The sequence below is a fragment of the Streptomyces griseoviridis genome (assembly GCF_005222485.1).
In the GTDB taxonomy this organism is placed as follows: Bacteria; Actinomycetota; Actinomycetes; order Streptomycetales; family Streptomycetaceae; genus Streptomyces; species Streptomyces hintoniae.
Window position 1 is genome coordinate 8,397,916 of the sequence record NZ_CP029078.1, and the last position, 16,010, is coordinate 8,413,925.

Annotated in this window: 16 protein-coding genes and 1 pseudogene; 9 read left to right on the forward strand and 8 right to left on the reverse strand. The window is 73.3% G+C overall.

Features of this window, described 5'->3' with window-relative positions; translation table 11 throughout:
• Positions 1-10: 10 nt before the first annotated feature.
• From DDJ31_RS36270 to DDJ31_RS36290, 5 genes are all read left to right on the forward strand, one after another.
• Positions 11-907, forward strand: coding sequence for a branched-chain amino acid ABC transporter permease (locus DDJ31_RS36270; protein ID WP_127176185.1), 897 nt, complete (start codon positions 11-13; stop codon positions 905-907).
• Positions 900-2,015 (forward strand): branched-chain amino acid ABC transporter permease, encoded by a 1,116-nt coding sequence (locus DDJ31_RS36275; RefSeq protein WP_127176184.1) that lies wholly within the window; start codon positions 900-902, stop codon positions 2,013-2,015. The genes DDJ31_RS36270 and DDJ31_RS36275 overlap by 8 nt, the downstream gene beginning before the upstream one ends.
• Positions 2,012-3,286: an ABC transporter substrate-binding protein gene (locus DDJ31_RS36280; protein ID WP_127176183.1), complete on the forward strand. Its 1,275-nt coding sequence runs from the start codon at positions 2,012-2,014 to the stop codon at positions 3,284-3,286. The genes DDJ31_RS36275 and DDJ31_RS36280 overlap by 4 nt, the downstream gene beginning before the upstream one ends.
• A 135-nt stretch (positions 3,287-3,421) precedes the next feature.
• Complete coding sequence (locus DDJ31_RS36285) at positions 3,422-4,279, forward strand: aldo/keto reductase (protein ID WP_127176182.1); 858 nt, start codon at positions 3,422-3,424, stop codon at positions 4,277-4,279.
• A gap of 139 nt (positions 4,280-4,418) precedes the next feature.
• Positions 4,419-6,194, forward strand: coding sequence for an ABC transporter ATP-binding protein (locus DDJ31_RS36290; RefSeq protein WP_127176181.1), 1,776 nt, complete (start codon positions 4,419-4,421; stop codon positions 6,192-6,194).
• A gap of 35 nt (positions 6,195-6,229) precedes the next feature.
• On the opposite strand, the gene DDJ31_RS36295 is transcribed toward DDJ31_RS36290, so the two are convergent.
• On the reverse strand, positions 6,230-6,565 hold the full coding sequence (locus DDJ31_RS36295) for a hypothetical protein (protein ID WP_127176180.1): 336 nt from the start codon (positions 6,563-6,565) through the stop codon (positions 6,230-6,232).
• Between the two features lie 171 nt (positions 6,566-6,736).
• Between DDJ31_RS36295 and DDJ31_RS39540 the strand changes: the two are divergent.
• Positions 6,737-6,868: pseudogene (locus DDJ31_RS39540) on the forward strand (DUF5133 domain-containing protein); the annotation flags it as partial.
• On the opposite strand, the gene DDJ31_RS36300 reads toward DDJ31_RS39540, so the two are convergent.
• Positions 6,853-7,944 (reverse strand): GlxA family transcriptional regulator, encoded by a 1,092-nt coding sequence (locus DDJ31_RS36300; RefSeq protein WP_127176178.1) that lies wholly within the window; start codon positions 7,942-7,944, stop codon positions 6,853-6,855. The pseudogene DDJ31_RS39540 and the gene DDJ31_RS36300 overlap by 16 nt on opposite strands.
• 176 nt (positions 7,945-8,120) lie before the next feature.
• Here DDJ31_RS36300 and DDJ31_RS36305 point away from each other — a divergent pair, with 176 nt between their 5' ends.
• On the forward strand, positions 8,121-8,576 hold the full coding sequence (locus tag DDJ31_RS36305; protein WP_127176177.1) for a hypothetical protein: 456 nt from the start codon (positions 8,121-8,123) through the stop codon (positions 8,574-8,576).
• Between the two features lie 138 nt (positions 8,577-8,714).
• Positions 8,715-8,933, forward strand: a complete 219-nt coding sequence (locus DDJ31_RS36310) for a hypothetical protein (protein ID WP_127176176.1) — start codon at positions 8,715-8,717, stop codon at positions 8,931-8,933.
• Between the two features lie 7 nt (positions 8,934-8,940).
• Here the strand turns inward: DDJ31_RS36310 and tgmB are convergent, their stop codons facing one another.
• The 3 genes from tgmB to DDJ31_RS36325 all read right to left on the reverse strand — a co-directional run bounded on the left by tgmB (position 8,941) and on the right by DDJ31_RS36325 (position 10,539).
• Complete coding sequence (gene tgmB, locus DDJ31_RS36315; RefSeq protein WP_127176175.1) at positions 8,941-9,924, reverse strand: ATP-grasp ribosomal peptide maturase; 984 nt, start codon at positions 9,922-9,924, stop codon at positions 8,941-8,943.
• Between the two features lie 17 nt (positions 9,925-9,941).
• Positions 9,942-10,133 (reverse strand): putative ATP-grasp-modified RiPP, encoded by a 192-nt coding sequence (gene tgmA / locus DDJ31_RS36320; protein ID WP_127176174.1) that lies wholly within the window; start codon positions 10,131-10,133, stop codon positions 9,942-9,944.
• Positions 10,134-10,251: 118 nt separating this feature from the next.
• Positions 10,252-10,539: a YkvA family protein gene (locus DDJ31_RS36325; RefSeq protein ID WP_164785089.1), complete on the reverse strand. Its 288-nt coding sequence runs from the start codon at positions 10,537-10,539 to the stop codon at positions 10,252-10,254.
• A 236-nt stretch (positions 10,540-10,775) separates the two neighbouring features.
• Here DDJ31_RS36325 and DDJ31_RS36330 point away from each other — a divergent pair, with 236 nt between their 5' ends.
• Positions 10,776-11,930 carry a hypothetical protein gene (locus DDJ31_RS36330; RefSeq protein ID WP_164784820.1) on the forward strand — a complete coding sequence of 385 codons (1,155 nt, stop codon included), beginning with the start codon at positions 10,776-10,778 and terminating at the stop codon, positions 11,928-11,930.
• Positions 11,931-11,934: 4 nt separating this feature from the next.
• Here the strand turns inward: DDJ31_RS36330 and DDJ31_RS36335 are convergent, their stop codons facing one another.
• The 3 genes from DDJ31_RS36335 to DDJ31_RS36345 form a co-directional block, all read right to left on the reverse strand.
• Positions 11,935-13,092, reverse strand: coding sequence for a hypothetical protein (locus tag DDJ31_RS36335; protein WP_127176173.1), 1,158 nt, complete (start codon positions 13,090-13,092; stop codon positions 11,935-11,937).
• Positions 13,093-13,528: 436 nt separating this feature from the next.
• Positions 13,529-14,893: an FAD-dependent oxidoreductase gene (locus tag DDJ31_RS36340; protein WP_127176172.1), complete on the reverse strand. Its 1,365-nt coding sequence runs from the start codon at positions 14,891-14,893 to the stop codon at positions 13,529-13,531.
• 186 nt (positions 14,894-15,079) lie between these two features.
• On the reverse strand, positions 15,080-15,937 hold the full coding sequence (locus DDJ31_RS36345; RefSeq protein WP_127176171.1) for a chitosanase: 858 nt from the start codon (positions 15,935-15,937) through the stop codon (positions 15,080-15,082).
• Positions 15,938-16,010 lie beyond the last annotated feature (73 nt).

The following is a 16,010-nucleotide window of genomic DNA, read 5'->3' on the forward strand; positions in this document are numbered from 1 at the left end:
AGGAGACGTCATGACCGTCCTCCTCTCCACCGTCCTCGACGGCCTCGCCCTCGGCGCCGTCTACGCCCTCGTCGCCCTCGGCTTCGTGATCGTCTTCAAGGCGTCGGGCGTCCTCGACTTCGCGCACGGATCGCTGCTGCTCCTCGGCGGCTACCTCGTCGCCGTCCTGCACGCCTCGCTCGGCTTCGCCGCCGCCCTCGCCGTCGCCGTGCTCGCCACGGCCGCCGTCGCCGGGGCCGTCGACCGGCTGCTGCTGCGGCGCGTCGCCCGCGACCCGCACGCCGCGACCGTGCAGACCATCGTGACCATCGGCGTCGACATCGTGCTGCTGACCGACCTGTCCCGGCGCATCGGCGGCGATCTGCTGAGCCTCGGCGACCCCTGGCGGGACTCGGTGAGCCGGATCGGCCCGGTGCCGGTCGCCGACAGCAGGCTGGCCGCCGTCGCGGTGTCGGCCGCCGTCATCGGCGCCGTCTTCGCCCTGTTCCGGTTCACCGCCTGGGGGCTGTCCCTGCGGGCCGCCGCCGAGGACCCGGAGGCGGCCGCCCTCCAGGGCATCAGGACGGCGCGGGTGCGCACCCTCGCCTGGTGCCTCGCCGGCGCGCTCGCCGCCGTCGCCGCCGTCTTCCTCGCCGCGTTCCCCGCCCCTGGACTGGACAGCGGCACGGGGCAGATCGCCCTGAAGGCGTTCCCGGCCGCGATCCTCGGCGGCCTGACCTCCCCGCCAGGCGCCCTCGCGGGCAGCCTGCTGATCGGCCTGACCGAGGCGCTCGCGGCCGGCTACCAGTCCGAACTCCACGTCCTGGGCGACGGGTTCGCGGACGTGGCGCCCTACGCCGTGATGGTGCTCGTCCTGCTGATCAGGCCGGCCGGACTCTTCGCCGCGAAGGGAGCGGCCCGTGTCTGACCCCCGGACCGGGACCAGGGCGCGGGCGCTCCTCGCGACCGTCGTGCTCTGCGCGCTCCCCTTCTACCTGGACGCCTTCTGGCTGCGCGTTGGCCTGTTCGCCATGGCCGCCGCGGTCGGCGCCGTCGGCCTCGGCCTGCTCACCGGCTCGGCGGGTCAACTCTCCCTCGGCCACGCCTTCTTCCTCGCGGTGGGCGCCTACGGCTACGTCTGGCTCGCCGGTGAACCCGGTCCAGGGCTGCCGCCCGCCCTCGCGCTCGTCCTCGCGGTCCTGCTGGCAGGCGCGGCGGGCGGCCTCTTCAGCCCGGTCGCGGGCCGGGTGCGCGGCATCTACCTCGGGGTGGCCACCCTCGCCCTGGTCTTCCTCGGCCACCACGTCCTGCTCACCGCGGACTCCGTCACCGGCGGCTTCAACGGCCGCTCCGTGCCCCCGCTCACCCTCGGCGGCTTCGGCTTCACCGCGGACGACCCCGAACTCGCCGTCCTGGGCGTGCCGTTCGGCGCCGAGGAACGCCTCTGGTACCTCGGCCTCGCGCTGCTCGCCGTCACCTGCTGGACCGCCCGCGGCATCCTGCGCGGCCGTCCCGGGCGCGCCCTGCTGGCCCTGCGCGACAGCGAGACCGCCGCCGCCGTGATGGGCGTGCACCTCGCCGGGTACCGGTCCGCCGCGTTCGTCGTCTCCTCCATGTACGCGGGGCTCGCCGGGGTCCTGCTCGCGCTGGCCTTCCGCCGGGTCGTGCCGGACTACTTCGCGCTCGCCCTCTCCGTCGACTACCTCGCCATGATCGTCATCGGCGGCCTCGGCTCGGTCGCGGGAGCGGTGGCGGGCGCGGTCTTCGTCACCGCGCTGCCGCTGCTGATGACCCGCTACGCCGACCACCTCCCGCTCGTCGCCGCGCCCGGCACCGCCGGAGGACCGGTCGGCCCGACCGAGGCCGCCCGCTACCTCTACGGCGCGGCCATCGTGCTGATCCTGCTGTTCGCGCCCGACGGACTGCGCGGCCTGGCCCGCCGCGCCCGCGCCCGCCCGCGCCGCCGCCCGGCCACCACCCCGCCCGCGGACCCCGCACCCGACCAGGCCGCACGAGTCAAGGAGCACACCCCGTGAACCTCACGCCCCCCAGGCCCCGCACCACCGCGCTCGCCCTCGCCGCGGCCCTGCTGCTCGCGGCCACCGGATGCAGCTCCAAGGCCGACGCCGGCGGCCCCGACAGCAAGGGCGGCGACGGCGTCAGAACCGGGCCGGGCGTCACCGCGACGACCGTCAGGCTCGGCGCCCTCACCGACCTGACCGGCCCGTACGCCACCCTCGGCAAGAGCATCGTGCAGGCCCAGAAGATGTGGGCCGACCGGCTCAACGCGGACGGCGGTGTCTGCGGCCGGCGCGTCGAGATCGTCGTCAAGGACCACGGCTACGACGTCCAGCGGGCGGTCACCGCCTACGCCGACCTCGCACCCGACGTCCTCGCGCTGCCGCAGGTGATCGGCTCGCCCGTGGTCGCCGCGCTGCTCGACGACATCCAGCGCGACCACCTGCTGACCTTCCCGCAGGCGTGGGCCGCCGACCTGCTCGGCAAGGAGTCCGTGCAGGTCCTCGGCACCACCTACGACATCGACATGATCGCCGCCGTCGACCACCTGGTGCGCACCGCGGGACTGCGCGCGGGCGACACCGTGGGACACGTCTACTTCGAGGGCGACTACGGGGCCAACGCGCTGGCGGGTTCCCGGTGGGCGGCCGGACGGGCCGGGCTCAAGGTGGCGGGACAGAAGATCAAGGCCACCGACACCGACCTGTCCGCGCAGGTGTCGGCGCTGCGGAAGGCGGGCGTGAAGGCGATCCTGGTCAGCGCCGGACCCGCGCAGACCGCGTCGCTTGTCGGGGTCGCCGCCTCCAGGGGACTGCGGGTGCCCGTGGTCAGCAGCGCCCCCGGCTTCGCGCCGCAGCTGATGAAGACGCCCGCCGCCCCGGCGCTCGCCGCGATGCTGAAGGTGGTGAGCGCCGCGCCCGCCGTCAGCTCCGACCTGCCGGGGGTGCGGAAGATGGTCGCCGACTACCGGAAGAAGTACCCCGGTTCCCCGGTCGACTCGGGCGTCCTCTCCGGCTACAACGCGGCCGAACTCCTGGGCGCCGACCTGAAGAAGGCGTGCGCGGCCGGCGGCCTCACCCGCCAGGACCTGGTGAAGGCGCACCGCTCCCGCAGCGACGCCGACACCGGACTCGGCACCCCGCAGGACTTCTCCGACGTCTCGCGCCCCGCGAGCCTTTCCACCTACGTCCTGCGCCCCGACGCCTCGGCGGTCGGCGGTCTGGTCGGCGTCGAGGACGCGCACCGCGCGCCCGGCGTCGAGGAGTACCTCAAGTCCCGCACCCACTAGCCCGGTTGAGGACCGGACGGATTCAGCGGCCGGGCTGCTGAATCCGTTCGGTTTCCTCTATTGGACTCCGGCCGTGACCGGCCGCACGCTGGACGCCGGTTCGCAGCGCCCCCAGCCGGAAGAGGTCGAGGACCCATGCACACCCGCCGTATCGGTGACACCGACGTCCGCGCGATCGGCCTGGGCGGTATGCCCATGTCGATCGAGGGACGGCCCGACGAGGCCCGCTCCCTGGCCACCCTGCACGCCGCCCTCGACGCCGGCGTGACCCTGATCGACACCGCGGACGCCTACCACCGGGACGCCGACGAGGTCGGCCACAACGAGACCCTGATCGCCAAGGCCCTGGCCGGCCACGACCGCGGCGGCGACGTCCTGGTCGCCACCAAGGGCGGCCATCTGCGCCCCGGCGACGGCAGTTGGACCCTCGACGGCAGCCCCCGCCACCTCAGGGAGGCCTGCGAGGCGTCCCTGCGCAGGCTCGGCGTCGAGGCCATCGGGCTCTACCAGTTCCACCGCCCCGACCCCAAGGTGCCCTACGCCGAGTCCGTCGGCGCGCTGCGCGACCTGCTCGACGAGGGCAAGATCCGGCTGGCCGGCGTCTCCAACGCGGACCCCGCCCAGATCCGCGAGGCGAACGACATCCTCGGCGGCCGGCTCGTCTCCGTGCAGAACCAGTTCTCCCCCGCCTTCCGCTCCAGCGAGCCCGAACTGCGGCTCTGCGACGAGCTGGGCATCGCCTTCCTGCCCTGGAGCCCGCTCGGCGGCATCTCCCGCGCCGGTGAACTGGGCTCCCGCTTCGCGCCGTTCGCGCGGATCGCCGAACGGCACGGGGTGAGCCCGCAGCGGGTCTGCCTCGCCTGGATGCTCGCGAAGTCACCCGTCGTCGTCCCGATCCCCGGCGCCAGCCGCCCCGAGACCATCCGCGACTCCGTCGCCGCGGCCGAACTCGCCCTGACCGCCGAGGAGATCGCGGACCTGGACGCCGTCTGAGCAGTTCCCGGCCCCGGCGGCGTGCAGACGCCGTCCTGGCCGGGCAGTAATCGCCTGCCGCACGCCGGGGGTCGCGCGGCGACGCCCCGCGCCGCCGCCGCGGGGCCGACCGTCCGGTCACTGGGGAGGGACACCGACGATGGCATCGTCCACGGAGAGACCGCTCGACCACCGCTACCGGGACGAACACCCGGTCCGCACACTCACCTACCTGTTCCGCGCCGACCGCCGCCGACTGGCCGCGGCCGCCGCCGTGTTCACCGTCAAGCACAGCCCCGTCTGGCTGCTGCCGCTGATCACCGCGTCCATCATCGACACCGTCGTCCAGCACCGCGACATCGGCCGGCTCTGGCTCAGCACCGGTGTCATCATGTTCATCCTGGTGGTCAACTTCCCGCTCCACCTGCTCTACGTACGGCTCCTGTACGGCAGCATCCGCCGCATGGGCACCAGCCTGCGCTCCGCGCTCTGCACCCGGATGCAGCAGCTCTCCATCGGCTACCACTCACGGGTCAGCGCGGGCGTCCTGCAGGCCAAGGTGGTCCGGGACGTCGAGACGGTCGAGCAGATGGTCCAGCAGACCGCCGAGACCGGCCTCGGCGCCATCACCGTGCTCATCGGCGGCCTCGTCATCATCGCCGTCCGCACACCGGAGTTCGTGCCCGTCTTCCTCGTCGTGGTGCCCGCCGCCGCGCTCGTCGTCGCCCGGCTGCGGGCCCGACTGCGCACCCACAACGAGCACTTCAGGCACGAGGTCGAGACCCTCTCCTCCCGGGTCACCGAGATGACCCGGCTGATACCGGTCACCCGCGCCCACGGCCTCGAGGGCAAGGCCCTGCACCGCATGGACGGCACCCTGAGCCGGCTGCTCACCTCGGGCAACCGCCTCGACCTCGTCAACGGCCGCTTCGGATCGCTCTCCTGGGTGGTCCTCAACGTGGTCGGCGTCCTCGTCCTCGCGGGCGCCGCCCTGGTCTCCTACTACGGCGTGTGGGGCGTCACCCCCGGCGACGTCGTCATGCTGAGCGCCTTTTTGACCACGCTCACCGGCTCCGTCACCACCCTCGCGGGACTCGCCCCGGTCATCACCAAGGGCCTGGAGTCGGTCCGTTCGGTCGGCGAGGTGCTCCAGGCGCCCGAACTGGAGGACAACGAGGGCAAGAAGGAGCTGACCGCGCTGCGCGGCGCCGTCGCCTTCGAGAACGTCGGCCTCGCCTACGAGGACGCCGAGCGGCCCGCCGTACGGGACTTCACCCTCTCCGTCGCACCCGGCGAGACCATCGCCCTGGTCGGCGCGTCCGGCGCGGGCAAGTCGACCGTCCTCAACCTCGTCATCGGCTTCATCCGGCCCACCTCGGGCCGGCTGCTGCTCGACGGCACCGACATGAACACCCTCGACCTGCGCACCTACCGGCGGTTCCTCTCGGTGGTGCCGCAGGAGTCGATCCTCTTCGACGGCACCGTCCGGGAGAACGTCGTCTACGGCATGGACGACGCCGACGAGGAGACGGTGCGCGCGGCGCTGCGGGACGCCAACGCGCTGGAGTTCGTCGACCGGCTCCCGCAGGGACTCGACACCCTGGTGGGGGAGCGCGGCGCCCGGCTCTCCGGCGGCCAGCGCCAGCGCCTCGCCATCGCCCGCGCCCTGATCCGCGACCCCAAGGTGCTCGTCCTCGACGAGGCGACCTCGGCGCTCGACACCCGCTCCGAGGCCCTCGTCCAGGAGGCGCTGGCCCGGCTGCTGCGCGGCAGGACCACCTTCGTCGTCGCCCACCGGCTCTCCACCGTGCGCGGCGCCGACCGGATCGTCGTGATGGGCGAGGGCGGCATCCTGGAGGTCGGCCGCCACGAGGAACTGCTCGGCGCGGGCGGCGCCTACAGCGCCCTGCACAGCGGGCAGGCCGTCGCCTCCTGACCGCCCGCACGCCCCGCGCGCGGCGGCGCCACCGGTCAGGCGGCGCTGCTGCGCGGCACCCGGTGCGGACACGCCGCGTCGTGGTCGGTGCCCAGGCTGGTCCACCAGCGCTCGCAGCAGGCGGCTTCGAGCGACGCCCGCACGATGTCCTCGGCGGCCCGGAATACCCGCCGGTCACTGAGGGCGGCGGCCCGCAACAGGTCCTCGATCACCGTCTCGCGCACCACGGCGATGACCGGGACGACGCTGGCGGCCGTGAACAGGAAGCCGGCCCACAGCGGGCCGTGGCGGAACTCCTGGACCGCCGTCAGGGCGAGTCCGGCGGCGGTGGCGAGATGGAGGGCGCAGAGGAGACGTCCGGTACGGTTCATGTGTGGTCACCGTTCGTGCTGGGATCGTTGCTCTGTGTTCAACGTCTCGCGGCGCGCGGGGAATCGGGTCGAGGGCTGTTTTGCGTCACATGTGGTCTCTGGCGCGGAAGAGGTGGTTGATCCGGCTGGTTCGGGGAACACGAGGCGGAAACCGAGAGAGGGGCGCTTTTCGTGCTGGTTCAGGACCCGAAGGCCGTCAGAACACTGCTCACCAGGTACGCGACGCTGCGGATCGCGCAGGCGCGGCGGGAGTCACCCGGTGCGACCCGGGAGCTGGCGGAGGTGGGTCAGGCGCTGTGCGCGCTGACCGGAGCCACGACCGTCGAGGACGCGGTCGCCGCGGCCGACGCGCTGCTCGACGCGGCCACCGCGCCGAGCGGGGACGACGAGGGGCTGCCGCTCGCGGTCTGAGGGGCGCCCGCGGCGCCCTCGCCCGACCTGCCGCGGAACGCCGCCCGGTACGCCCGCGGGCTGGTGCCCACCACCTGGCGGAACCGCTCACGGAACGCGGTCGGCGAGCCGAACCCGGCCTGCCGCGCGACGCGTTCGACCGGCTGGTCGCCGCTCTCCAGCAGATACTGCGCCCGGCGCACCCGGGCCGCCAGCAGCCACCGCAGGGGCGTGGTCCCCGTCTGCTCGCGGAACCGCCGGCTGAAGGTGCGCTCGCTCATGCCCGCGCGGGCCGCGAGGGCGCCCAGGGTGATCTCGTCGGCGAGATGGTCGCCGATCCACTCGAGCACCGGTTCGAGGGCGGAGCCGCGCGGCACCGGCGGACGGTCGTGCACGATGAACTGCGCCTGCCCGCCCTCCCGTTCGAGGGGGACGACGGCCCGACGCGCCGAGTCGGCCGCGACCGCCGAGCCGTGGTCGCGCCGCACCAGGTGCAGGCACATGTCGAGTGAGGCCGCCGCCCCCGCCGAGGTGAGGATCTGCCCGTTGTCGACGTACAGGACGTCGGGCCGCACGTCGATCTCCGGGTAAAGGCGGGCCAGTTCGGCGGCGGCCGCCCAGTGCGTGGTCGCGGGCAGCCCCGCCAGCAGCCCCGCCGCGGCCAGGACGAAGGCCCCGGAGCAGACCGAGGCGATCCTGGTCCCGGCGGCGGCCGCCGCGCGCAGGGCGTCCAGCGCGGCGGGCGAGATCGGTCCTGTCGCCGGATTGCAGCCGGGCACGATGACCGTATCGGCGGTGCGCAGCGCGTCGAGGCCCCGGTCCACCCGCAGGACCACTCCGTCGCCCCGCACCTCGGGCGTCTCGGCGCACACCCGTACCCGGTAGGGGCGGCGGCCGTCGGGCAGCCGCACCCAGTCGAAGACCTGGAGGGGCGCCGCCAGATCGAACGGCACCACGTCGTCGAGCGCGAGGATCTCCACAGCGTGCATGAACGCCACGATAGGCGGATTCCCGCCGCCGCCGTGACCTGGGCTCGAGCGGAGAAGCCCAGCCGGGAGGGGTTGGCGGGAATCCGTTGATGACTGTCGTTCCGGCCTCTGGGGAGAGGGCCCGCGACTCCGTAGCGTGAGCCGGGTACGGCCCCACGCACCCCGGAAGGCGTCCGATGACCCACGTCCTGCTGATCCTGCACGTCCTCGCGGCCATCCTGGCCATAGGACCTGTCACGGTCGCCGCGAGCATGTTCCCGCCGGCCGCGCGCCGCGCCCTGAGCGGACCTGACGGGGTGGGGACGGTACGGCTGCTGCACCGCGTCTGCCGCGTCTACTCCGGGATGGGCGTCGCGGTACCGGTCCTCGGCATCGCCACCGCCGCGGCGATGGGGGTCCTCGGCAGCGGCTGGCTCATCGCCTCCCTCGTCCTGACCGCCGTCGCGGCGGGAGTGCTGATCGCCTTCGTCCTGCCCCGCCAGGACGAACTGCTCGAACAGGTCGGTTCGGGCCGGGCCGTGGAGCGCGCGCACACCGTCCAACTGGCCATGACCACGGGCGTCTTCAACCTGCTGTGGGCCACCGTCACGGTCCTGATGATCGTCCGTCCCGGCTCGACGACCGGCGTCTGACCAGCCGGGAGGTGTCGTCCACGGCACACCGCCGACCGTCAAGCGCTCCGGGGTGATTCACACCCCGGTGTGCCCGTACGCATACACTCGGCAGCCGTGCCCGCGCGCGTGGGCCAGACAGGAAAGGCGTGTTGACGGGTGTTCCAGGATTCCCCCATCTACGACCGACTCGTCGCCGAGCGCGGCGACATCCCCGCTCAGACACGCAGGGAGGCCGAGCGCGTGAGCCGGGAACTGGAGTACGTCATGCGACCGTTCCAGTCCTCCCTGGGACACGCGCCCGGCGCCGAACGCCCCGCCCAGCAGGGCGCCGGCTGGCAGCGCTCGGCCCTGCTGCCCGGCTCGCTGCCGCACTGACCCTCCCTCAGCACACCGTCCGGTCCGAGTCGTCGAGCCGCGTGCGCGGTTCGGGCCCCGGGCGCGCCAGCCACTCGGCGATGGTCCTGGCGATGGGCTGGCCCGTCTCCACCTCGACGAACCCGAACTGGCCCGACTGGTTGCATTCGAGGAACCACCAGGTGCCGTCCGCGTCCTCCGCGAAGTCGAAAGCGCCGTACGCCAGTTCGGCCTCCCGCAGATACCCGTGCACCCCGCTCGCCACCCGCGGCGGCACCGCCACGGCGCACCACGGCACCTCCGAGGACGCGAACCGCACGTCCACCTCGTCCGGGTCCGCGTCCCGCGCGGTGGCCTTGCGGGCGGCGAGCAACTCCCCGCCCACCGCGGTCAGTCGGATGTCGGCCCGCTTGGCGACCCGGCGTTGCAGCAGCGTCGGCCCGAACGCCACCGCGGAGAAGTCGGCGTCGGGCGCGACCCTGCTGGTCGGCACCGCACGCGGCGGATCCTGCGGGTGCGCCCCGGAGACCGGCTTGACGACCAGGTCCGGATAGCGCTCCGCGAACTCCCGCGCGGCCTGCGGGAACGTCGTGATCAGCGTGGCGGGCACGGGCAGCCCGCAGCGCTGGGCCAGCCGCAGCTGCCAGGGCTTGTGGCGGGCCCTGCGGGCCGCCTCGGGGTGGTTCATCCAGCGGGCGTCGGTGCCCCGCAGCATGCCGTACAGGGCCTGCGAGGCCTCCTCGGTGAGCCAGGCCGAGGGCACGGCCGCGCGGGCGGCGGGCGAGCCGGGCCTGCGGACCCAGACGGACCGCAGACCCGAGAGGCTCACCAGCCGCCCGGCGGACTGGAGATGGCCGCGGAACCGGCCGTGCACGTACTCACCGGAGAGCGCCACGCCCCCGGTCAGATCGGCCGGATCGAGGCGGACCACGGGGACCCCCGAGGCGTTGAGGTGCACGACCACCATGTCGGCCGTCACATCCTCTTCAGAGGTCAGGATCAGCACGGTCATCGTCTGCGGTTCCGCGTTCAGTCGTCGAAGTGTGTCTTGGAGCCCGCGGTGGACGTCGTCGTCCCCACCTCCCTCAGCAGGGCGAGGTCCCGTGCGGCGACCCGGCCGTCGAAGAGAACGTTCAACTGCAGCCCGGTGTCGTAGACATACGGCACGGTGGTCTCCAACTCCACCGCCGGACGTGCGTAGTTGAGCGCGAACGGTTGCATCGAATCTCCCCTGTCGGTGCTGCGCCGATCGAGCGGTCCCGCACTGCGGCCCCGCCCCATCCGCCGACTGCCTTGCCCTATCAGTCACTTATACGAATCGAACGGGTGAATGGTTTCCTTACTCTCCGTAGTCACGGGGAGGATTCATGACCATTCGCCTGTCGGGAGTGGAGCGCAGGGTGCGCAGCGCCAGGAGCAGGACGCCGATGTCGTCCAGGTACACGGGGTCCGGCACCAGGTCGGTCGGCAGAACGAAATAGAGCACCGCACCCCAGAAAACCCAACGTGGGCCGGTGGGGAGCCCCGCGCGGCGCAGCTCCTTGCGCGTCCGCACCAGACGCACCATCAGCACCACCGCCACCGCGAGAACGAGTGCGGCGAGGACCCCGGCGACCACCGCCGCCATTGTGATCGGTTTCACGTTTCCTCCCATGCCGTCGGCCGCCGCACCACGACCCGTCTTCCCGGTTTCCCGCAATCCGCGTTCCTACGTCCGACCACCCGTCAGCGTGAGGTACCTCTCACACCGCTGGGTCACCCGAGTGGCAGTGGGCTCGGGCGGAGCTTAGAAATGGTCAACGAAACCCCGCGTGGCGCGTGTCGGGGGACGCGGGCCCGCAGACCTCTCCTATGGAGCCGAGCATGAGCTTCCGCTCGTCAGCACCCGATCCGAACGATGCCCCCATAACCACCCAGGACGCCGACCCGATCACCGCCGTCGTCCATGCTGCTGTGGCTGACCGTCCACTGGAGGAGGTCGCCCATCTCATCACCCTGTTGGAGCAGTCCCCGCAGTACGCGCAGGCGACCGTCGACGCCCTGCGCGCCATCGGCACCAGCCGTTCCGTCGAGGACGTCACCCGTCTGGTGGCGCTGCTGACCCGGCCGCCGCGCGACCCCGACAGCGCGGACGAGGCCATCAGGGCCGCGGCCGAGTTCCGCCCGGTGGAGGAGGTGACCCGGCTGATGTCACTGCTGAGCCGGACACCGCTGGAACCGCACGCGGGACGGGAGGCGGCCCGGGTCGCCGCCACCGCACGTCCGGTCGAGGACCTCGTGGAACTGATCGGCCGGATGAGCATCGAGCGCGACGCCCCGCTCCCGCCCGAGGCGCCGCAGGACCCGGAGGCGCCGGCCGCGCAGCAGGTCGGCGCGGCGGAGGCGGCGCCGCCGGCGGCCGCCGCGCCCCCGGCCGCACCACCCCCGCCCGCCGCGCAGCCGTTCGCCCCGCAGCCGGTCGGCGCCCAGCCGTTCGGCGAGCAGCCGTTCGACGCGGAACCGGGCGACGTCGAGTCCGTGCCCCCGCTCGAAGTGATCGAGGGCCGCACGCCCCGACGGCTGCCCCGCTCCGCCGACCGCCCACCGGCCCGGCGCCAACTGGCCTGGCCGAGCCTGGCCGCGGCGGGCGTGCTGCTGCTCTGCGCGCTGCTCTGGTTCCCGCCGCACGGGGACGGCGTCCCGATGCGGGCCTACGGCTTCGCGCTGGGCGTCTTCGTGCTCTGCGCGCTGCTGTCGGTGGCGCTCACCGTGCGGCCGGCGCTGCCGGTCCTCGCGGGCGCGGTGGTGGTGCCGGCGCTGCTGGCCGCGGCCCAGGTCTTCGAGGGCCGCTTCCACTCGGCGCAGCTCTCCCAGGGGCTGTCCCTCGCGCTGGCGCCGAGCTGGGTCGCCGGTCTCGCCGCCGTCTTCGCGTCGCTGACGGCACTGGTCGCCCTGCTGGTGCGGCTGACCTGGCAGCCGCCGGTCCTGGAGACGGCCCCGCCCCGGCAGTTGGCCGGGGCCGGCTCCGCCGAGGACTGACGGCTCAGTCGCCGTCCCGGTCGGGACGGCCCGAGGGATCCTCGCCCCCGCTTCCGCGGTCCGCCGCGGGCGCGGGGCGCTGGCCCTTGCCCGCGTCCTTGAACCAGCCCAGCCTGCGCGTCAGTTGCCGCAACGGCGTCGCGGCCGTCGCGTCGGCGGACGGCGCCCTCGGGGCGGGCTCGCCGCCCGTCTCGCGGTACACCGCGAGCGCCTCGTGCGCCCGCTCGGCGGCCTCCCGGTACAGGTCCCGGGACTGCGTCATGGCGTCCAACGCCTCGGCGTACATGGCGACCAGCGCCCGCTGGCGGACCAACTCCTCTTCGAGGGTGGTCAGATGCCAGTCGTCGCGCAGCGCGGTGAGCGTCAGGCCCGCGCCCTCGGGGAGCGGCTTGGTGATGAGGCCCGCGTACCGGGTCACCGCGGCGACCAGGTCCTCGGGCCGCGAGCCGTCGAGGAAGACGGTGCGCACGGCCAGGTCCTGCGCCTCCTCCCGCGACACGTCCACCGGCAGGACGACGGCCCCGCCCCGCGGGATCTCCACACCGAAGTCGCGCAGCGCGAAGTTCACCACCCGCAACTGGTCGGGCGCGGCGCGGTGCTCCACCACCCGGTGCCTGAGCCCTGGCGGCAGATGCCGGTGCAGCGGGAGCTGCCCCTGCCCGTCCGGAGTCATCGCCTCGTGGACGACGATCCCGATGGTCCAGCCGCCCCGCACCGAGCTCCGCAGCAGGGTGCGGATGTCCTTGTCCTCCTCGGGCAGCCGGTGGGCCGTGCGCAGCCGCAACCCGGTGACCTGCTCGTGGTCCCACGCCTCCGCGGGGTCGTCCGGCCAGAACATCGTCGCCGGTGAGGGCCACTCCTGGTCCCAGGCGCGTTCGGCCTCGGCCGCCAGCACCCAGTCCCTGCCGTCCGCGCCGTCCCTGGCCAGGGAGAGCCTGGCGCGCACGATCACGCCGTCCGCGACCTGCCAGCGGGCCTCGAAGACGTACTCCGAGATCGTGGCGGCCTCGGGCGGCTCCATGTGGTCGTCGATGACCCCGTCGTGCTTGTGCCGTTCCAGGGTCCGCCGGACGACGGCGGCCGGGTCGGGGCCGACGTACCGGCCGCGGGACAGCCACAGGGTCGGCGGGTGGGTGGGGCGGGCGCTGGTCGAGGTGGCCATGGGTCCTTGCCGGGGCGGGGACGGGTGCGTCCCCCAGTATGGTCACCGCGGGCCACGGGCGGACCCCGGGGGTGTGCGCGCACAGCGAACACCTGGGACGTCCGCCCCGCGCACGGGGGTGCGCGCCGCGTCCCTGGGCCGCCGTGCCGCCCCGCGCGTGCGGCCGTCGCACCGGACGGGACGGGGGACGCCGGCTCTCCGCGCCGGTGCGGGTCTCGTCACCGTTGCGTACACATACCCGCAGGGTCACCCCCGGGTGCGCCGGGTTGCCACGCCACCGGGCCGCGGTCGGACGCCGGTACCCGCGCCGAGGACGGCGAAGGGCCCGGGATCGCTCTCCCGGGCCCTGTGCCGTACTCGGCCGCTCGGCCGGTGGGCCGCTCGTGCTCACTGCCCGGCAGGAGTCACCGGCCGGGCGTTCGTCCGTGCCGGACGGTCAGGCGCCGCTCTCGCGGAGCATGTCCTCGCGCTCGACCAGCTTGACCCGCTCGCGGCCCTGGGGTTCGCCGAGCGCCTTCTCCGCCGCGTCGAGCCGGTACCAGCCGTCCCACGTGGTGTAGCGGACGCCGCGCTCGCCGAGGAACGCGTCGACGGCCTCGGGCGCGGGCGCCGTCGGCTCCTGGAGCCGGCCGGCCGCGAAGTCCTCGAGGAGGTTGGACACCGTCTCGTTGGCGTCGCCCTTGGTGTGGCCGATCAGGCCCACGGGGCCGCGCCGGATCCAGCCGGTGACGTACGTCGAACTGAGGTGGCCGCCGGTCTCCTGGAGAACCCGGCCGCCCTCGTCGGGGACGGTGCCGGAGTCGAGGTCCCAGGGCAGCTTCGGGAGCTTGTCGGAGAGGTAGCCGACCGCCCGGTACACCGCGGTGACGTCCCACTCCTTGAACGCGCCGGTGCCCTTGACGTTGCCGGTGCCGTCGAGCGCGGTGCGCTCGGTGCGCAGGCCGACGACCTTGCCGTCCTCGCCGAGGATCTCGGTGGGCGACTCGAAGAAGTGCAGGAACAGCTTGTGCGGGCGCTCGCCGACGTCGCGGATCGCCCAGTTCTCCAGGGTCTTGGCGACCATGTCGGCCTGCTTGTTGCCGCGCCTGGTCTCGATCGAGCCCGCGTCGTAGTCGATGTCCTCGGGGTCGACGATGACCTCGATGGTGGGGGAGTGGTCGAGCTCCCGCAGTTCGAGCGGGGAGAACTTCGCCTGCGCGGGGCCGCGCCGTCCGAAGACGTGCACCTCCAGCGCCTTGTTGGCCTTGAGGCCCTCGTGGACGTTGGGCGGGATCTCCGTCGGCAGCAGCTCCTCGGCGGTCTTGGCGAGGATGCGCGCCACGTCGAGCGCCACGTTGCCGACACCGAGGACGGCGACCTTCTCGGCCTCCAGCGGCCAGGTGCGCGGCACGTCCGGGTGGCCGTCGTACCAGGAGACGAAGTCGGCGGCGCCGTACGAGCCGTCGAGTTCGATGCCCGGGATCGACAGCTCGCGGTCGGCCGTCGCGCCGGTGGAGAAGATCACCGCGTCGTAGAACGCGCGCAGGTCGTCCAGGCTGATGTCGGTGGGGTAGTCGACGTTGCCGAACAGGCGGATCTGCGGCTTGTCGAGCACCTGGTGGAGGGCGGTGATGATGCCCTTGATGCGGGGGTGGTCGGGGGCGACGCCGTAGCGGATCAGGCCGAACGGGGCCGGCATGCGCTCGAAGATGTCGATGGACACACCGGGCTCGGTGGCCACGTCGGACTTGAGCAACGCGTCGGCGGCGTAGATCCCGGCGGGGCCGGCTCCGACGATGGCTACCCGCAGGGGGCGGGGCATGATCAGGTTCCCTTCGAGCGGCGACAGATCGACTCGACGGAAGCCTAAGCTAAGGCAAGCCTTACCGGTACACCGGTCCGGTCTATGGGCTCATAACCCGACTTTATGAGCGGGGACCGCCGGTGAAGAGGGTACAGCAACGGGCCGCGGCACCCCGCCGAGAGCGGTGCCGCGGCCCGTTTCCGGTCAGCCGATGTGGAAGCCGTCTCCGTACACCGCCCAGTCGAGAGGCGTGTTCAGGCACAGGTTCCCGTTCCGCAGGAACACCCGCTGGGCGGTGTCCACCCGGCTGGTGTCGCTGTGCGCCTCCTCCTGCCGCATCGCCCAGACCCGGGCGTCCAGGAACGCGTTCAGCCAGGTCACCTCCGAGCCGCCCTGGGCCGGCGGCTTCGCGGACCGCAGGGCCCGCGCCCGGATGTTGTGGAAGCCGGTCGCGTCGCCGCCGTCGCCGTGCATGACGATGGCGTCGTAGTACGCGAACTGGCCCAGCGTCCCGACCTGGTCCGCCTTGCCCTGCTGGACGGCCGGCGTGAAGTACACCCGGTCCCGCTCGTCGTTCTGCGCCTGCTGGAAGGCGGGGTCCTGGGCCGCCGTGCGCCAGTCGCGCGGGAAGTTCGGGTCGAGCCCCGTGTGCGCGTCGGTGCCGTTGACCCGGCGCAGCGCCGGGAGGTACTTCGCCAGCACGTTGCCGGGCTTGCGGTCGGCGTAGAGCTGGACCAGATCGAGCATGTCGCCGGTGCCCGAGCAGAAGCCGATGATGCCGGCCGTGTAGCCGCGGCCGTCGCCGATGTCCTCGATGTAGCGGTACTGCGCCTTCCAGTCGAGCGAGGAGTTCTCCGCGCTCGACACCAGCTTCATGGCGATCTCCTTCTTCGCCGGGTCGTCGAGGGGGATGCAGGCCGCCGCCGTCGCCGCGTCCGCGGCGGAGGGCCGCAGCAGCGGAACGGCGGCCAGGGTGGCGCCGCCGACCAGGGCGAGCAGGGTGCGGCGGGACGGGGCGAGGGCCCGGACGGGCTCGGGCACGCCGTCGGACGGATTCGTCACGGGGGCTCCAAGGGAGTGGGGGGTGGGTACTTGGCCGTGCGTGACACTGATAGGAAGGTTTCCTATCAGATGC